Source organism: Isoptericola sp. 178, from assembly GCF_030586525.1.
Classification (GTDB): domain Bacteria; phylum Actinomycetota; class Actinomycetes; order Actinomycetales; family Cellulomonadaceae; genus Isoptericola; species Isoptericola sediminis.
In genome coordinates, this window is record NZ_JAUQYN010000001.1 from 617,747 (window position 1) to 634,706 (window position 16,960).

Here is a 16,960-nt window from a genome sequence, read left to right on the forward strand (position 1 = left end):
CCCGTCAGGCGCGCAGCAGCGCCGAGACCCGCGTCCGCCGCGCACGTGCCGCCGCGGCGACCCCCAGCCCGAGACCGACGAGGGTCCACAGCACCAGCCCGGTCAGCGCGATGCCCAGGCCGTCGACCGCGGGCAGCAGCACGGCGGCGAAGGCGTCCCGGCCGGCACCGGTCGGCAGGAACTCCACCAGCGAGACGAGCACGTCGGGCACGGTGGCCACGACCCCTGTGCCGATGAGCAGCACCGCCATCAGCAGGCTGATGCCGCGGCCGACGTGGCCGAGCCAGCCGAGGAAGCCCAGGTGGGCGGCGACGAAGCACACCGACACCAGCACCCCGACGAGGACCGCCCCGACCCAGCCGAGCAGGGACGCGCCCTCGACCGCGGCGAGGATGCCGCCGACCAGCGCTCCGGTCCCGGCACCGATCGCCGCCGGGAGCGCCAGGGCCTCCAGGGCGAGCCGCGCCGACGACCGCGTGGACCCGAGGGCGTGTGCCGCGACGGGCGGGTACACGGTCATCAGGCCGAGCGCCCCCAGCCACAGGGCGACGACGGCGAACAGCGGTCCCGTCGCACCGGTCGACAGGTCGTCGACCCCCGGCGCGGAGACCGGGTCGGCGACGACACCCGCGAGGTTCTCCCGTTCGTCGTCCGAGTAGGTCGGGATGCCCTCGGCGGCCTCGTCGAGGCCCACGGCGAGGTCGTCGGCGCCCGAGGCGAGCTGGTCGACGCCGTCGGCGAGCTGGCCGGAACCGTCAGCCACGCCGTCCGCACCGGCGGCGAGCTGCTGGGCACCCGAGTCGAGCTGCCCGACGCCGGAGGCGAACCCGTTCACCCCGGACGCCAGCTCCTGCGCACCCGAGTCGAGCCGCCCCACCCCCGAGGCGAACCCGTTCACGCCCGACGCCAGCTCCTGCGCACCCGAGTCGAGCCGCCCCACCCCCGAGGCGAACCCGTTCACGCCCGAGGCCAGCTCCTGCGCACCCGAGTCCAGCTGCCCCACCCCCGAGGCGAACCCGTTCACCCCGGACGCCAGCTCCTGCGCACCCGAGTCCAGCTGCCCCACCCCCGAGGCGAACCCGTTCACCCCCGAGGCCAGCTCCTGCGCACCGGCGTCGAGTCGGTTCACGCCGGTCGCCAGCTCGTTCACCCCGGTCGCCAGCTCTTGCGCTCCTGTGTCGAGCTGCCCGACGCCGGACGCCAGCTCGGCGGCACCGGTCGCCACGCCGTCGGTCCCCACGACGAGCTCGTCCGCACCGGCGGAGAGCTGGTCGAGACCGTCGGCGAGCGCCGTCGCCCCGTCGGCCGCCTCGCCCGCGCCGGCCGCGAGCTCGTCCGCGCCCGACGCGAGCTGGTCCGCGCCGTCGCTCGACGCGGCGATGCCCGCGGTGAGGGCGAAGAGGCCGGTCGGAGCACTGGTCTCGGTGCCCGGCTGTCCGGCCTGCGCGACCAGACCGTCACCCAGAGCCGCCATCCCCGCCTGGATCTCGGGGAGGGTGGGGACCTCCTGGCATGCCGCGCTCGTCGGGTCGGCGCCGCAGTCGAACGCGATGTAGGCGCCGAGCGCGTCGGCCAGGTCCTGCGCGGAGGTCCCTGCCGTCACGATCCCGTCCGGCAGCGGGGCAGCCTCGGCCGCGAGCGTCTCGAGGCCGCTCGCCAGGTCACCCGCACCGGAGGCGAGCTCCTCGGCGCCCGTCGCCAGCTCGGTGGTCCCGGCGGCCAGCGCGTCCGCGCCGGCGGCGCTCTCCTGCAGACCGGCAGCGAGCTCGTCCGTGCCCCCGGCGACCTGCCGGGCACCGGTGGCCAGCTCCTCGGCGCCCGTGGCCGCCGCGGCCACGCCCGCGGCGTACTGGTCGGCCCCCGCCGCGAGCTCGTCCGCTCCCGTGGCGGCCTGCCCGGCACCGGCCGCGTACTGGTCGGCGCCGTCGGCCAGCGCGAAGCCGCCGTCCGCTGCCTGCCCGACACCCGAGGCGAACTGGTCCGCCCCCGCCGCCAACGAGAACCCACCGTCCGCCGCCTGCCCGACACCCGAGGCGAACTGGTCCGCCCCCGCCGCCAACGAGAACCCACCGTCCGCCGCCTCGCCCACACCCGAGGCGAACTGGTCCGCCCCCACCGCCAACGAGAACCCACCGTCCGCCGCCTGCCCGACACCCGAGGCGAACTGGTTCGCCCCCGCAGCCAGCGAGAACCCACCGTCCGCGGCCTCGCCCACGCCGGCGGCGTACTGGTCGACGCCGTCGGCGTACTGCTCCGCCCCGTCGGCCAGGTCATCGGCACCGGACGCGGTCTCGTCGACCCCGTCGGCGAGCTGGTTCGCGCCGTCGGCGGCCTCCCCGATCCCGTCCGAGAGGTCGTTGAACCCGACGAGCACGTTGTCCACGTACGTCTCGGTGAGCGAGGACCCCATGATGGTGGTGGCCGTCGTCGCCACGATGCGGGCGAGGGCGTCGTCCACGACACGGCCGCCGGGCGGTGTGGAGATGTCGATCGTCGCCTGCCGCGCCTCGGCGGGGTCGTCGGACCCGAACGACGTCGCGGCGGCCGAGAAGTCCTCCGGGATGGTCACCACGGCGGCGTACGTGCCGTCGTCCAGCCCCTCGGCGGCGTGCTCGGTGTCGGTGAGGGTCCAGTCGTAGTTGACGTCGGAGTCCTCGGCCCCGCCGACCAGACCGGCCGCGAGCTGGCGGCCGAGCGGGACGGTCTGCCCGTCGACCTCGACGGGCTCGTCGTCGTTCACGATCGCCGCGGGCACCGTGTCGAGCCGGTCGACCGGGTTCCACAGGGACGCGAGCAGGATGCCCAGCACGAGCACGGGGAGCAGGACGACCGCTGCGACCGCCCACGGGTTCTGCCTGACGCGGTTCATGCCCGGACCTCCTCGGGGTCGTCGGTGTGCTCGGCCTGCTGGTCGGAGGGTGGTGGCGGCGGGGCCTCCCCACCGCGCAGGGTGCTCGGGGCGCCCCAGCCGGCGCCGACGTCGAGCACGGGGGTGCCGTCGGGGAGCAGGTCGGTGGCCGCGACGCCGGTCGAGCCGACCAGCAGGGTGGTGCCCGCGGCCGCGGCGGCGGACAGCGCGTGCGCGAGCGATTCGCGGGCGGCGCGGTCGGCGACGACGTCGGTGCGGTCGACGACGAGGAGACGCGTGCCCTGGCGCACGGCCTCGGTCACGGCCCCGGCGGCGCCGCCGTCCGAGGCGTCGACCACGGCCACGCGCGACCGGACCGCCGGTGCCCGTTCCGGCAGCACGTACCCGGCGGTCTTCACCGCGCCCTGGTCCGGGTGGATGCGGCCGGCGAAGGCCAGGAGCAGGGCGTTGACCGCGGCCGTGGCGTCCCCGTGCACGGCGAGGGCTCCGCCCTCGGGGACCCGGACGCTGACGGGGCCCACCAGCGGCGCCCCGCCGGGGCGGTCGTGCGGGCCGGCGACGGTGACCTCGTGCGCGACGACGGCGTCCTGCCGGCCGTCGTCCCGCGGCCCGGGCCACGGGGCGAGCCGCAGCTCGCGGGCGATGCCCTCGCCCTCGACGTCGAAGGTCGGCAGGGTCCGGTCGAGCCAGCGCGGGATCCACCAGGCGCGGTCGCCGAGCAGGGCGAGGACGGCGGGCACGAGGACCATCCGCACCACGAAGGCGTCGACGGCCACACCGACCGCCAGTCCGAGCGCGATCGGCTTGAGGGACATGTCGCCCTCGGGGACGAACGCCACGAAGACGCTGAACATGATGATCGCGGCCGCGGTGACGACCTTCGCGGCGCCCTGGAAACCGGTGTGCACCGCTCGCCGGGCCCGCCGGCCGTTGTGGACGAAGTCCTCCCGGATGCGGGACACGAGGAAGACCTCGTAGTCCATGGCCAGCCCGAACAGCACACCCATGAGGATGATCGGCATGAAGCTGATGACGGGACCCTGCTTGGTCACGTGCAGCGCGTCGGCGAACAGGCCGTTCTCGAAGACGAGGGCGACGGCGCCGAACGCCGCACCCACGCTGAGCAGGTAGCCGACGGTCGCCTTGACGGGTACCCAGATCGAGCGGAACACCATCATGAGCAGCAGCAGCGACAGGCCGACGACCACGACGGCGAACGGCAGCAGCGCCTGCCCGAGCTTGTCCGAGACGTCGATCCCGACGGCGGTGAACCCGGTGACCGACAGGTCGACGCCGTACTCGTCGATCCAGTAGTCGTGCATCGAGCGGATCTCGTCGACCAGCGCCTTGGTCTCCTCGGAGTCCGGCGCACCGGTCGGCACGACCTGGATGATGCCGGTGTCGGCGCTCTGGTTGGGGGTGGCCAGGGGGACGTCGGCGACGCCCGGGAGGTCCTCGATCTCGGCCGCGAGGTCGTCCATGAGCCCCAGCGGGTCCGTGGACTCGATGATCGACCCGGTGACGATGAGCGGTCCGTTGAACCCGTCGCCGAAGTGCTCCCCGACCAGGTCGTACGTCTGCCGGGCCTCGTTGTCCTCGGGCAGGTAGCCGGCGTCGGGCAGCGCGAGGCGCAGGTTCGTGGCGGGGAACGCGAGGGCCCCGAGCGCGACGACGACGAGCACGATCGTCACCACCGGCCTCTTCGTCACGCCCGCCACCCAGCCGGCGAAGAACCGGTTCTCGTGACCGGTCGCACCGCCCTCGACGGGTGCCGGCGCGGCCTTGCTGCGGCGACCGCGGGACTTCTTCGGCCGGGGGCGCAGACGGTCCCCGGCGAGGGCGAGCACGGCCGGCAGGAGCGTCAGCGACACGATGACGGCGAACCCGACGGCGACCGCCGCCGCGATACCCATGACCGACAGGAACGGGATCCCGGCGACGCTCAGACCGACGAGCGCGATCATGACGGTCAGCCCGGCGAACACGACGGCGGAGCCGGCGGTGGCGGTGGACCGGGCGACGGACTCGTGGACGTCGACGCCGTCGCGCAGCAGCTCCTGGTGGCGCGAGACGATGAACAGCGCGTAGTCGATGCCGACGGCGAGGCCGAGCATCAGCCCGAGCATCGGGGTGGTGGAGTTGATCGGCCCGAAGACGGTGGCGGCGAGCAGCAGCAGCATCGACACCCCGACGCCGACGAGCGCGTTGACCAGCGGCAGCCCGGCGGCGACGAAGGAGCCGAGGGTGAGGACGAGGACGACCAGCGCGACGACGAGGCCGATCGCCTCGACGATGCTCAGCGCGGGCAGCTCCTGGGAGAACAGCTCACCGCCGAGGGACGCCTGCGACCCGGCGGGCAGGGACGCGCCCAGCTCGTCGGTGGTGTCGTGCATCGCCTCCTTGGTGGCGTCGCTGATGGAGAAGACGTCGCCGTCGAGCTGGACCTGCAGGATGGTCGCCCGCTCGTCGTCGCTGACGGAGGCGGACAGCTGCTCGTCGTACGGCGTGCTGACGACCCGGACCTCGTCGAGCTCGCCGATCTCCTCGGCGGCGTCCTCCACCGGTTCCCGCACGGCGTCGTCCTGGATCGTGGTGCCCTCCGGGGCGACGACGACGAGCTGCGCGGACGCTCCGCTGACCTCGGGGAACGTCGCGGAGAGCTGGTCGAGCGCCTGCTGCGCCTCGGTGCCGGGGATCGTGATCGAGTTGTCGAACCCCTGGTAGAGCAGGCCGCCGGCCGCCCCGGTGACCACGAGGATCCCGAGCCACGCGACGACGACGAGCCGACGGGCCCCGGCGGCCCAGCGGCCGAGCGAGTACAGGACGGATGACACGCGGGACTCCCCGGAACATGGACGACGGGCTGTCGATACGTCACTGTATCCGATACGGGTTTGTATCGGATACACCGGTGTACTGACTACGATGGACCCTGCACCGGACCCAGGAGGCCACCACCGTGACGACCGAGCCCGCCACCAGCGTGCGCTCCGCGCGCCGCGAGCGCACGCGTGAGCGCCTGCTCGACGCCGCCTTCGCGCTGTTCTCGGAGCACGGGGTAGCGGCCACCCCGATCGAGGCGATCTGCGAGGCCGCCGGGTTCACGCGCGGGGCGTTCTACTCGAACTTCGCCTCCCGCGAGGAGCTGTTCCGCGCCCTGGTGGAACGCAAGGAGCGCGACCACCTCGAGGCGCTGGAACGGCTCGGCCCGCAGATCGCCGCCGCCCAGGTCGCCACTCCCGAGGGGTTCCGCGACGCCGTGCGGCAGGTGCTGCTCGCCTTCGAGCTCGACGAGGAGAACCACCGCCTCTGGCGTCTGATGAACGCCGAGTTCGAGCTGATGGCCATGCGCGACCCGGAGGTCGCCCGGCAGTACGTCGCCGACCAGAACCGCCTCCGCGGGGAGGTCGCCACGGTCATCGACCGCCTGCTGGAGCAGTGCGGTCTCCGCTTCACCGTCGACACGCCGACCGCCGTCGACCTGCTCATGTGCGTCGAGGACGCCGGGTCCCGGGCGGCGGTCCTCGGCGCGCCCCCCGAGCAGCAGGCGACGGCGCGCCTGGAACAGCTGGTCGACCTCCTCGTGACGCCCCGGTAGGCGCCACGAGGAGGTCGTTCCTCAGCCGAGGGTGGTCGGCAGGACGGTGTCGCCCTCCCCGACCGGCACCTCGAGCACGTGCTCGGCCAGGAACGCCAGCACGCCCTGGTACCAGACCTTCGCGTGCTGCGGGGTCAGGATCCAGTGGTTCTCGTCCGGGAAGTACAGGAACCGGTGCACGGTGGAGCCGTCGTCCGCGGCGGGCAGCCCCGAGTCGGCCAGCAGCTCGCGCCACAGGCGCAGGCCCTCGCCGATCGGCACCCGGTAGTCCTTGTCGCCGTGGATCACCAGCACCGGGGTGGTGATGCCCTTGACGAACCGGTGCGGGCTGTGGGCGTCGCGCATCTCGGGAGTCATCTCCCGGGCCCAGTAGTAGGCGTGGTCCGTCGTCGGGCCGAAACCGTCCAGGGCCCACAGGGAGGCGTGCGTGACGATCGCCCGGAAGCGGTCGGTGTGCCCGGCCACCCAGTTCGCCATGTAGCCGCCGAACGAGCCGCCCATGGCCGCGGTCCGGGTGGCGTCGACGTCCTCCCGCGCCTCCGTGGCGTCCGTGATCGCCATGAGGTCGGTGTACGGCGCGTCCCCCCAGGCACCCCAGCCCCGGGCGACGAACTCCTGGCCGTAGCCGGTGGACAGCGCCGGGTCCGGCAGCAGCACCGCGTAGCCGCGGGCCACCATCAGCCACGGGTTCCAGCGCCACGACCAGGCGTTCCACGAACCGAGGGGACCGCCGTGGATCCACAGCAGCAGCGGTGCCGGGTCCGCCGACGACGCCCCCTCCGGCAGGGCCAGCCAGGCGCGGACCCGGCTGCCGTCCGCCGCCGTCGTCTCCACCTCGGTCAGGTGACCCGGCAGGGCCGGGGCCGGCACCGGCGACGGCAGCACGACGGCGGCGACGGGCTCGCGGTCGCCCGGAGCGCCCGAGGCGACGAACGCCGCCAGGTCGACCCGCACCGGCTCCGCGGGCGCCGCGTAGGACGTCCGCAGCGCGTACAGCGCCGAGCCGTCCGGGGCGACGCGGACGTCGGTCAGCACGGCGTCGTCCGCCGTCACCCGCTCCACGGTCACGGGGCCCTGGCCGGGGACGCCGTCGAAGGTCAGCAGGAAGACCGGGCCGCGGCCGTCCTCGTCGGCGGTGAGGACCAGGCCGCTCGTGTCGGGGAGCCAGGCGGCCGACGTCGGCCAGCGGTCCCAGTCGTCGGCGAGCACCTCGGGCTCGCCGGTACCGTCCAGCGCCACGAGGCCGAGGCGGACCACCGGGGGGTCGGTGGGCGAGGTGATCGTCGAGGTGACGTAGGCGACCCAGCGGCCGTCGGGGGACACCGTCGGACCGCCGACCTCGGCGTCCGGGTCGTCGACCAGCGTGCGGCGTTCGCCCGAGACGGTGTCGACCGCGACCAGCGTGGTGCGTCGCGCCGCGCCGGGGTCGGCCACGGCCCAGGTCGTCACGAGCGTGCGCCCGTCCGGGGACAGCGCGGCGTCGTGCTCCTCGAGCTGCCGGCCGGGGCCGGTGAGCTGGCTCAGCTCGGCCCGCTCGCCCTCGGCCACGTCGCCGAGCGTGAACGCGTAGCGCCGCGGGGCGTCCGGTCCGAGATCGTGGTCCCAGTGCCGCACCGGGTAGCCGGTGTGCCAGATGGCGTTCACCTTCGCGTCACGACGTGCCTCGCGCAGCTCGCCGTCGGCCTCGAGACCCTCCGCGGAGGGCAGCACGGCCGCCGAGACCGAGACGACGTCGGCGTCACGGGCGGCGAGCACACCACCGACCCCGCCCGGCGCCGTCGCCACGACGCGGGCCTCGCCACCCGCCGCGGGCAGCGACCAGAGCGCGGCCTTCTTCTCGTCGCCGTCCTTGGTCTCGGGGTCCGGGCGCGCCGAGGTGAAGAGCAGGTCACCGCCGGCGGTGAACACGGCGGCCGCCTCGCCCTGGGTGCTGCGGGTCAGCCGGCGGGCAGGGCGCTCCCCCGCCGGGTCGACCTCCCACAGCGCCGACACGTAGCCGGTGCCGTCCGGGTCGAGGGTCTGCACGGTCGTCACCAGCCGGCGTCCGTCGGCGCTGAGGGCCAGGCCGCCGAGCCGCCCGAGCGCGATGTAGTCGTCGAGGTCGTCGAAGGGGGTCTGCGGGGTGTCCGCGGTGGTGTCCTGAGTCACCTACCCGGGTCTACCACACGCCGGGCCCGCCCGGCCCGCACGAGCGCGCTCACGACGCTGCACGACGCCGCGGGAACGTCCGCCCCAACAGCCGGTGAACAGTGGTCGAACTCCTGCTCAGGGTGTCACGCACGCCTTGAACGGCACCCGCGGGCTCGGGCAGATTCTGGACGTGAACCACCACAGCGCCCTGCCCCCGTTGCCCGCCAAGGCCGACCTCGTCGTCGTCGGTGCGGGCGTCGTGGGTCTGGCGCACGCCGTCGAGGCCCAGGCCCGCGGCTGCTCGGTGGTGGTGGTCGACGCCGCCGACCGTCCCGACGGCTCCACCGCACGACGCAGCGGGCACGTGGCCGTCACCACCCAGGACTCGACGGCGCTGGCCTGCGCGCTCGCCTCGCGCGAACGCTGGCTCAAGCTCGGCCGGGACGCCGGGTTCGGGGTCCGCGAGAGCGGCGCCGTCGTCGTCGCGCAGCACGAGGACGAGCTCGCCGTCCTCGACGACCTGGTCGCCGCGCGCGCCGGGGACGCCACGCTGCTGGACCACCGCAGCGTCGCCGACCGCACCCCCGTGACGCGGGCCGTCGGCGGTGCCTGGCTGCCGCTGGACCTGCGCCTGGACCCGCCCGCCGCGCTGGCGGCCGTCAGCGACTGGCTGGGGACCCGGCCCCAGGTCCACGTCGCCTGGCGTACCGCCGCCCAGACCCTCGACGCCGGCAGCGGCCGCACCCTGGTGCGCACCTCCCGCGGCGAGGTGGTGGCCAAGCGCGTCGTGGTCGCCGTCGGGCAGGACGTCGGCTCGCTGTGCTGGGAGGTCGGCGCCGAGCTGACGCCGGTGCGCCGCCAGCTCCTGCGGGTCGCACCCCCGATGCCGGACGACGCCGCCGCCCGGGGACGCCTCACGACCGGGCCGGTCGTCCTGGGCGGGACGACCCTGCTGCGCGACACCGCCTACCGGCACTCCCGCGCCCTCGGTGAGGTGCGTGACCGGTGGCGCCGGCACCGCCCGGACGTGCTGGCCGCCGAGATCCACCTGTCGCTGCAGGCCCGGGCGGACGGCTCCGTGGTGGTCGGGGACGGTCGGGCCCCCGCCGACGTGCCCGGACGGTCCGAGGCGGTGGACGGGCTGCTGCTGACCGCGGCCGCCGAGCTGCTCGGCACCGGGCCCCTGACGGTGCTGGGCCGCTGGACGGCGACGGAGCCCGTCCGCGCCCGGACCTCGCCCGCCGCGGACCCGTTCGTCCTCGGCGAGCCGCTGCCCGGGGTGCGCACGGTCAACGTCACCGACGGTCTGGCCACGACGACCGCGCTCGGCCTGGCCCCCCGGGTGCTGGACGAGCTGTTCTGAGCACCGCCCGGCAGGGCGTCACGCCAGGTCACGAGCCGATCACGGTTCGGGGGTGAAGTTCGGGTCCTGTGTTGACAACGGGGAAGGCCGAGCGTTCTCTGAAATCGGGGATGACGGGTGCACCGACGCACCTGGTCGTGGCCCCGGGCCTCGATCCCCTCGCACCGCACCGAAGGCGATGAGGAGAATGCGTAGCGCACGACTCATGACAGCGACGGCGGGCGCCGCCGTCCTCGCCCTGGGCCTGGCGGCCTGCGGCGGCTCCGACGACAGCTCGGACGGGAGCACCTCCGGCGAGGAGATGTCCGGCGGCGGGGAGGTCGAGGTCTTCACCTGGTGGGCCGCAGGCTCGGAGAAGGCCGGGCTCGACGCCCTCGTGGGCGTGTTCGAGGAGCAGCACCCGGACTACACGTTCGTCAACGGCGCCGTGGCAGGTGGCGCGGGCTCCGCGGCGAAGGACCTCCTGCAGTCCCGGCTGCAGGCCAGCGACCCGCCGGACACCTTCCAGGCGCATGCCGGTGCGGAGCTGCAGGACTACATCGACGCCGCGCAGATCGAGGACGTCTCGGCCCTGTACGACGAGTTCGGCCTGACCGACGCGTTCCCGGCCGACCTGGTCGACCGCCTGAGCACCGAGGACGGCGCGATCTACTCCATCCCCTCGAACATCCACCGGGCGAACGTGGTGTGGGCCAACCCGACGGTGCTCGAGGACGCCGGGCTCGACCCCGCCGCCGAGTACGCCGACCTCGACGCCTGGTACGAGGCGCTCGACGCCGTCGAGGAGAGCGGCCAGACGGCCCTGTCCATCGCGACGACGTGGACGCAGGTCCACCTGCTGGAGACCGTGCTGCTCTCCGAGCTCGGCCCCGAGGCCTACACGGGCCTGTGGGACGGGTCGACCGACTGGGAGGGCCCCGAGGTGACGGCCGCCCTGGAGGACTTCGAGAAGCTCATGGGGTACACGAACGACGACCGTGACGGTCTGGACTGGCCCGACGCGACCCAGCAGGTCATCGACGGCCAGGCCGGGTTCAACGTCATGGGCGACTGGGCCGAGGCCGCGTTCCAGGAGGCCGGCGCGATGTCGCCTGACGACTACGTCTACTTCCCGGTCCCGGGCACCGACGGGGAGTTCGACTTCCTCGCGGACTCGTTCACCATGCCGGTGGGCGCGCCCAACCCCGACGGCACGAAGGCGTGGCTGGAGACGGTCGGCTCGGTCGAGGGCCAGGAGGCGTTCAACAAGGCCAAGGGATCCATCCCGGCCCGCACGGACGCCGACACCTCGGACTTCTCCGAGTACCAGCAGAGCGCCGTCGAGGCGTTCGCGAACGACACCATCGTGTCCTCGCTCGCGCACGGCGCCGCGACACCGATCGCGACGCTGAACGCGATCTCCGACGCGACGAGCAAGTTCACGACCGGGGCCTCCGACCTGGCCACCTTCCAGTCGGAGCTCGCCGCGGCGAACATGTGACACCGTCGGGGCGGGGGTCGCGGCCGCACCGGCCCGGCCCCCGCCCTCCCGGCCCGGAGGACGCGGAGGACGCATGAGACACCGCCTGCGACGGCTCGGAGCCCCGCTCCTGCTGCTCGCCCCGTCACTGATCCTGCTGGGCGTGTTCGTCTACGGCCTCATCGCGGCGAACTTCAACACCTCGATCACGGACAACCACACGGCGGCGCAGGCCACGGGCCAGGAGCCCGTGACGACGGTCTGGTTCCAGAACTACGTCGACCTGCTGGGCAGCGACGACTTCCAGCACTCGTTGACCAACCTCGTGCTGTTCACGGTCGTGTTCCTCGTCGGCACCATGGTCATGGGCTTCGGCTGGGCCTGGATGCTGGACCGGCCGGACCGCGGGGAGGGGTTCTTCCGCTCGATCTACCTGTTCCCGATGGCGGTGTCCTTCGTGGCCTCCGGCGTCGTGTGGCGGTGGCTGCTCAACTCGAACCAGGGGGAGAGCGCGAGCGGCCTCAACCGGCTGTTCCAGATGGTCGGGCTCGACTTCCTGCAGAACAACTGGTGGAACAACATCACCTTCGGGATCACGGCGATCGCGCTGCCGGCGATCTGGCAGCTGTCCGGCTACGTGATGGCGCTGTTCCTCGCCGGCTTCCGGGGCATCCCCGAGGAGCTGCGCGAGGCGGCCCGCGTGGACGGCGCCAGCGAGTGGAAGGTCTACCGGCTGGTGCTGTTCCCGCAGCTCTCGCCGATCGCGCTGTCCGCGCTGATCATCATCGGCCACATGTCGTTGAAGTCGTTCGACCTCATCATGTCGATCTCGAAACCGGCGAACTACCAGACCAAGGTGCCGGCCGTGGACATGTACGTGTTCAAGTCGAGCTTCAACTACGCCGACGCGGCCGCCGTGGGGACGATCCTGCTCGTCATCGTGGCGCTGGTCGTCGTGCCCTACCTGGTCCGGACCCATCAGGCGGAGAAGCGATGAGCACCCACGTCTCCACGCCGCCGGGCGTCACGGGCGAACCCGTCGAGCTCCGGGACGACACCGCGCGCAACAGGTTCACCGTGGGCCGCACCGCCAAGTACGCGGCGATGATCCTGTTCGTCCTCATCGTGCTGATCCCCGTCTACGTGCTGTTCGTGACGAGCTTCAAGGGTGCCGGTGACGCCTCGCCCAGCCGCGCCTGGAACCTGCCCACCGACTGGACCCTCGACAACTGGCGCGGCGCCTGGAACGCCCTCTCACCGGCGATCTGGCGCACGTTCCAGATGGTGATCCCGGCGGCGATCATCTCGGCGATGCTGGGGTCGATGAACGGCTTCGTGCTGTCGCGCTGGTCGTTCCGCGGCGCCGACGTCGTGTTCACGCTGATCCTGTTCGGCATGTTCATCCCGTACCAGGCGGTGATGATCCCGCTGCTGGAGCTGATGCTCGGGGCGGGCATCCCCAGCGGCGTCCCGTCGCTGATCATCCTGCACGTCATCTACGGCATACCGATCACGACGCTCATCTTCCGGAACTACTACCAGACCGTCCCGCACGAGCTGGTCGAGGCCGGACGCGTCGACGGCGCGGGGATGCTGCGCACCTACTGGTCGATCATCCTGCCGATCTCGGTGCCGAGCTTCGTCGTGGTGCTCATCTGGCAGTTCACCAACGCCTGGAACGACTTCCTGTTCGCCGTGTTCTTCTCCTCGAGCCAGAACGGCCCGGTCACCCTGGCCCTGAACAACCTGGCCAACGGTGCGCTGCTGCAGGACTACGGCGTCTCCATGGCAGGCGCGCTCCTCGCCTCGCTGCCGCCCCTGCTGGTGTACATCCTGCTCGGCAAGTACTTCGTCGGCGGGCTCATGTCCGGGTCCGTCAAGGGCTGACCGACCGGGTCGGGGGGCGGCGCGGTCAGTCCCGCCCGTCGCGCTCGGCCATGTCGGCCAGCATGCGGTTGTAGGCCCGCAGCTCGGCGTCGTCGTCCCGCTCGGCCCGGCGGTCGTTGCGGCGCGCCTCGCGCTCGTCGGACCGGGCCCACTGCACGCCCACGACGACGGCGAGCACCAGCGTCGGCAGCTCGCCGATCCCCCAGGCGATGGCCCCGCCGAGCTGCTGGTCGTCGATCGCGGACAGCCCCCACGGCCGCCCCATGTTCCCGAACCAGTCCGCCACGAGCAGCGACGTGCCGGTGGTGAGCACGACCCCGAAGAAGGCGTGGAACACCATGGTGGCGAACAGCAGCAGCAAGCGCTGCGGGTACGGCGGGCGCTGCGGACCGGGGTCGATGCCGATGAGCGCGTTGGCGAACAGGTACCCGGCCAGGGTGAAGTGGATGATCATCCACACGTGCCCCGCGTGGTTGGACAGCGCCCAGCCGAACACCGGCGTGAAGTAGAAGGCGATCATGCCGCCGGCGAAGATGACCGCGGCCACGACCGGCTTCGCGACGAAGCTGCCGAACCGGGAGTGCACGATCGCCAGCACCCACTCGCGCGGACCGCGGGAGCCGTCCTTGCGGGGCGGGACGGCCCGCAGCAGCAGGGTCACCGGCGCGGCCAGCACGAGCAGCAGCGGGATGACCATCGCCAGGACCATGTGCTGGGTCATGTGGCCGGAGAAGATCACGTGCCCGTACACCGACGGGCCGCCGTTGGTGACCCAGACCATGACGACCATGCCGGCGCACCAGGAGATGGTCCGACCCACGGGCCAGCGGTCGCCGCGACGGCGCAGGCGCAGCGCCCAGGTGACGTAGACCAGCGCGCCGGCGGCGCAGGCGACGGCGAAGAGCGGGTCGAAGCTCCACTGCGTGAAGTAGTTGCCCACGGTGTTCTCGGGCGGGAGCGCGTCACCCGTGAGCTGGAAGGCCGGTGAGGCGTCGACGATCTCCTCGTCCGGCACGGGCGGTGCCGTCGACCCGAGCGCGACGGCGACGCCGGAGACCGCCCCGATCGTGGCGAGCTCGACCGCGAGCAGCTGCCAGAACAGCCGGCGCACCCGGCCGGGGTCGGCGGCGAGACGCCCGACGACCCAGCGCCGGTGCGCCCACCCGAACGCGCCGAGCGCCAGCAGCAGCAGCACCTTGGCCTGCAGCAGGAGGCCCCACCGGGTGACGAGGTCGTCCAGGTGCTCCATGCGGATCAGTGCGCTCATCACGCCGGACGCGGCCACGAGGACGAAGGACCAGGCGGCCACGGGCGAGAACCGGGCGACCGCTGAGGCGGCGACGCGGTCGTCGTCCCGCCGACGGCCGGTGCGGGTCAGCACGACGACGAGCAGCGCCGCCAGGCCGCCGACCCACAGTGCCGCCCCGACGAGGTGGAGCAGCATCGCCCCGACGGCCAGGTCGTGGTTCACCGCCCCGGCGGCGTGCCCGGTGGTGGACTGCAGGGCGAGCGCCGCGGCGGGCAGCACGGCCGTCCACAGGGCTCCGACCGGTCCCCGCACCCCGAGGGCGAGGGCGGAGGTGACGGCCGCCAGCAGGATCGTCCACAGCCCGATCCGGCCGAGCTCGACGTCCCGCGCGAACTGCCACAGCCCCTGCCCGAAGGTGTCGGCGGTCACGGAGATCGTCGAGACGTAGGAGTAGTTGAGGACGAGCTGGGCGACGGCGGCGACGGCCCACAGGCTCGACGCCCAGCCGGCCACGAGCAGGACGCGGTCCGCGTGCCGGCCCCGGGGCAGCAGGAACGCCGCCGCGAACAGCCCGCCGACGGTCACCGACAGCGCGAGCTCGGCGACCACGGTCGCGGCGGGCAGGCCCCACCGCACCACCGGCCCGGGGTCGCTGAACGTCCCCAGCGGGTCGAAGGCGCCCGAGTACGCGCCGGCGGCCAGCAGGGCGAGCAGGGCGACGACGACGGCGCCCGGCCCGGCGGCGACCAGCCACCACGGGCGCGCGGACGTCGACGCCGGGGCGGGGCGACTCGTCGGGCGGGCGGGCGCTGTCACGCCGTCCAGCCTAGGCCTCTCCCGCGGGGCTCCGGCCGCGTCGACGGTGTGACGCTCGCCCCGGGACACCCTGGGGAACGGCCCGCGCTCAGCCCCAGACGAGACCCTGCGCGGGATCCTCGAGCACCCGGGCGACGTCCGACAGGAACCTCGCCCCGAGCTCGCCGTCGACGAGCCGGTGGTCGAAGCTCAGCGCGAGCTGGGTGACCCAGCGCGGCTTGACCTTGCCCTTGTGCACCCACGGCTGCTGCCGGATCGCCCCGACGGCGAGGATCCCGGACTCGCCCGGGTTGAGGATCGGCGTCCCGGTGTCGATGCCGAACACCCCCACGTTCGTGATCGTGAACGTGCCGTCGGCCATGTCCGCCGGGGACGTGCGCCCGGCCCGGGCGGTCGCGGTGAGCTCGCCGAGCGCCTGCGCGAGCCCGAGCAGCTCGAGCCGGTGGGCGTCCTTGACGTTGGGCACGACGAGCCCGCGCGGGGTCGCGGCGGCGATCCCCAGGTTCACGTAGTGCTGGTAGACGATCTCCTGGGCGGCCTCGTCCCAGCTCGCGTTGACCTCCGGGTGCCGCTGGAGGGCGAGCAGCGCCGCCTTGGCGGCGATCAGCAGCGGGGTGACCCGCACGTCGGCGAAGTCGCGGTCGCGCTTGAGCCGCTCGACGAGCTTCATCGTCCGCGTGACGTCCACCGTGCGGAAGACCGTCACGTGCGGGGCGGTGAACGCGCTGGCCACCATGGCCTCGGCGGTGCGCTTGCGCACGGACCTCACCGGCACGCGGGTGGTGCGCCCGTCGGCGGAGAGGCCGTCCGAGGCCGTCCAGGGCCGGTCCTCGCCGTGGGACGTGGCCAGGGGTCGCGGTGCGGCGGCCGCCGCGTGCGCCGTCACGTCCTCACGGGTGACGATCCCTCCGGGACCCGTGGGGCGGACCGAGGCCAGGTCGACCCCGAGGTCGCGGGCGAGCTTGCGCACCGGAGGCTTGGCGAGCACCCGCGCCCGGGTCGAGGTCGGCGCGTCGGCCGGGGACGAGGCCGCGGGCACGCTGACCATCGCGCGGTCGATGGACGGCCCGGACCGCGCCGCGGGGGTCTCGGACGCCGGCGGGGTCGCCGCGGGCTGCCGGACCTCCGGGGGCCCCGCCGGGGCCTGCGGGGTCGCCGCGGCGGTGCTCGCACCCCCGCGACGGCGGCGACGCCGTCCGCCCGCGCCGGCATCGGCGGTGCCGTACCCGACGAGTACCGAGCCCGAGGACTCCCCGGCCGGCTCGGCGGCCGCCGCGGCGGCCGGCTCGGCGGGAGCGGCCTGCGCCGGCGCCTCCGGCGCCGTGGACCCGGGGGACGCCGCCGACCCGTCGCCGATCTCCAGGATCGGCGTGCCGACGTCGACGGTGGTGCCCTCCTCGGCGAGCAGCCCGGTCACGGTGCCGGCCCAGGGGCTGGGCAGCTCCACGAGGGACTTGGCGGTCTCGATCTCCACGACGACCTGGTTGACGGCGACGGTGTCGCCGACCGCGACCTTCCACTCGACGATCTCGGCCTCGGTCAGTCCCTCGCCGACGTCCGGCAGGGGGAAACGCTGGGTGCTCATCTCG

The 16,960-nt window shown here is 73.7% G+C and carries 10 protein-coding genes; 5 read left to right on the forward strand and 5 right to left on the reverse strand.

Going from position 1 to position 16,960, the window contains the following annotated elements; translation table 11 throughout:
- Positions 1 to 4: 4 nt before the first annotated feature.
- Both Q6349_RS02915 and Q6349_RS02920 read right to left on the reverse strand, forming a co-directional pair.
- Positions 5 to 2,869 carry a YhgE/Pip family protein gene (locus Q6349_RS02915; protein ID WP_304602776.1) on the reverse strand — a complete coding sequence of 955 codons (2,865 nt, stop codon included), beginning with the start codon at positions 2,867 to 2,869 and terminating at the stop codon, positions 5 to 7.
- A complete protein-coding gene (locus tag Q6349_RS02920) occupies positions 2,866 to 5,703 on the reverse strand; it encodes an efflux RND transporter permease subunit (RefSeq protein ID WP_304602777.1) in 2,838 nt (945 codons plus the stop codon). Before Q6349_RS02920 ends, Q6349_RS02915 begins: the two co-directional genes overlap by 4 nt.
- A 125-nt stretch (positions 5,704 to 5,828) precedes the next feature.
- Between Q6349_RS02920 and Q6349_RS02925 the strand changes: the two genes are divergently transcribed.
- Entirely contained in the window at positions 5,829 to 6,467 is a 639-nt protein-coding gene (locus tag Q6349_RS02925; RefSeq protein WP_304602778.1) for a TetR/AcrR family transcriptional regulator, read from the forward strand.
- Positions 6,468 to 6,488: 21 nt separating this feature from the next.
- Here the strand turns inward: Q6349_RS02925 and Q6349_RS02930 are convergent, their stop codons facing one another.
- Positions 6,489 to 8,615: an alpha/beta fold hydrolase gene (locus Q6349_RS02930; protein ID WP_304602779.1), complete on the reverse strand. Its 2,127-nt coding sequence runs from the start codon at positions 8,613 to 8,615 to the stop codon at positions 6,489 to 6,491.
- Positions 8,616 to 8,787: 172 nt separating this feature from the next.
- Between Q6349_RS02930 and Q6349_RS02935 the strand changes: the two genes are divergently transcribed.
- From Q6349_RS02935 to Q6349_RS02950, 4 genes are all read left to right on the forward strand, one after another.
- Positions 8,788 to 9,960 (forward strand): FAD-dependent oxidoreductase, encoded by a 1,173-nt coding sequence (locus tag Q6349_RS02935; RefSeq protein ID WP_171246949.1) that lies wholly within the window; start codon positions 8,788 to 8,790, stop codon positions 9,958 to 9,960.
- A gap of 205 nt (positions 9,961 to 10,165) precedes the next feature.
- The gene (locus Q6349_RS02940; RefSeq protein WP_304602780.1) at positions 10,166 to 11,440 is read left to right on the forward strand and encodes an ABC transporter substrate-binding protein; all 1,275 of its coding nucleotides are present in this window, start codon (positions 10,166 to 10,168) and stop codon (positions 11,438 to 11,440) included.
- Positions 11,441 to 11,513: 73 nt separating this feature from the next.
- Complete coding sequence (locus tag Q6349_RS02945) at positions 11,514 to 12,416, forward strand: carbohydrate ABC transporter permease (RefSeq protein WP_304602781.1); 903 nt, start codon at positions 11,514 to 11,516, stop codon at positions 12,414 to 12,416.
- Positions 12,413 to 13,306, forward strand: coding sequence for a carbohydrate ABC transporter permease (locus Q6349_RS02950; RefSeq protein WP_171246952.1), 894 nt, complete (start codon positions 12,413 to 12,415; stop codon positions 13,304 to 13,306). Before Q6349_RS02945 ends, Q6349_RS02950 begins: the two co-directional genes overlap by 4 nt.
- A gap of 25 nt (positions 13,307 to 13,331) precedes the next feature.
- Here the strand turns inward: Q6349_RS02950 and Q6349_RS02955 are convergent, their stop codons facing one another.
- Both Q6349_RS02955 and Q6349_RS02960 read right to left on the reverse strand, forming a co-directional pair.
- Complete coding sequence (locus Q6349_RS02955; RefSeq protein WP_304602782.1) at positions 13,332 to 15,371, reverse strand: cytochrome c oxidase assembly protein; 2,040 nt, start codon at positions 15,369 to 15,371, stop codon at positions 13,332 to 13,334.
- 88 nt (positions 15,372 to 15,459) lie between these two features.
- Positions 15,460 to 16,956, reverse strand: a complete 1,497-nt coding sequence (locus Q6349_RS02960; protein WP_304602783.1) for a dihydrolipoamide acetyltransferase family protein — start codon at positions 16,954 to 16,956, stop codon at positions 15,460 to 15,462.
- Positions 16,957 to 16,960: the final 4 nt, after the last annotated feature.

Excerpts from the sequence above, each read along its gene's own strand:
- Q6349_RS02945 (WP_304602781.1), top strand. The coding sequence starts at position 11,514 with ATGAGACACCGCCTGCGACGGCTCGGAGCCCCGCTCCTGCTGCTCGCC.
- Q6349_RS02940 (WP_304602780.1), top strand. The coding sequence starts at position 10,166 with ATGACAGCGACGGCGGGCGCCGCCGTCCTCGCCCTGGGCCTGGCGGCC.
- Q6349_RS02915 (WP_304602776.1), bottom strand. The coding sequence starts at position 2,869 with ATGAACCGCGTCAGGCAGAACCCGTGGGCGGTCGCAGCGGTCGTCCTG.
- Q6349_RS02960 (WP_304602783.1), bottom strand. The coding sequence starts at position 16,956 with ATGAGCACCCAGCGTTTCCCCCTGCCGGACGTCGGCGAGGGACTGACC.
- Q6349_RS02950 (WP_171246952.1), top strand. The coding sequence starts at position 12,413 with ATGAGCACCCACGTCTCCACGCCGCCGGGCGTCACGGGCGAACCCGTC.